The organism is Bartonella sp. AA168HLJHH, from assembly GCF_042197365.1.
Taxonomy (GTDB): domain Bacteria; phylum Pseudomonadota; class Alphaproteobacteria; order Rhizobiales; family Rhizobiaceae; genus Bartonella.
On record NZ_JBHIRS010000100.1, the window covers coordinates 1 to 516 of the forward strand.

The window sequence follows — 516 nt, forward strand, 5'->3', positions numbered from 1 at the left end:
TATCATAGTGTTGTGGAGCAATCAGGCATCAAAGCGGGTGATGGTGGTTTTAAGATCAACGTTAAAGATAAAACAACGCTGACCGGAGGTATTATTGAAAGCACCGCGCCGGCAGAAAAAAACAGCCTGACCACAGGAAGCATTAGTACCAGTGATATCAGCAACAGTGCGCATGCGCAAGCCAGCAGTCAAGGTTTAAGCATTTCAGCGGGTGGTCCGATGTATCAGGGCAAATATGGTGTCGGGAAAAACATTGCTAAAAATGTCTTAGATCATTCAAAAGCTAAAGATTCAGAGGAAGGATATACCAAATCCGCTATCAGCAATGGCACTATCGTCATTACTGATGAAGCAGGGCAGAAGGCATTAACAGGGCAAGATGTTGAGCAAGCCATAGCCCTCCCTTAATCGGGATACTGCTAGCGCCCATAAGGGTGTACAACAGCTCGATGCAGGCAAGCTGGAACAAATCGTCCATGAAAACCGTGAAATGGCAACTCAACTCTTAGAAGAAGG

At 45.9% G+C, this 516-nt stretch carries 1 pseudogene; it reads left to right on the plus strand.

Going from position 1 to position 516, the window contains the following annotated elements:
* A pseudogene (locus tag ACFINM_RS09965) lies at window positions 1-516 on the plus strand (filamentous hemagglutinin); the annotation flags it as partial.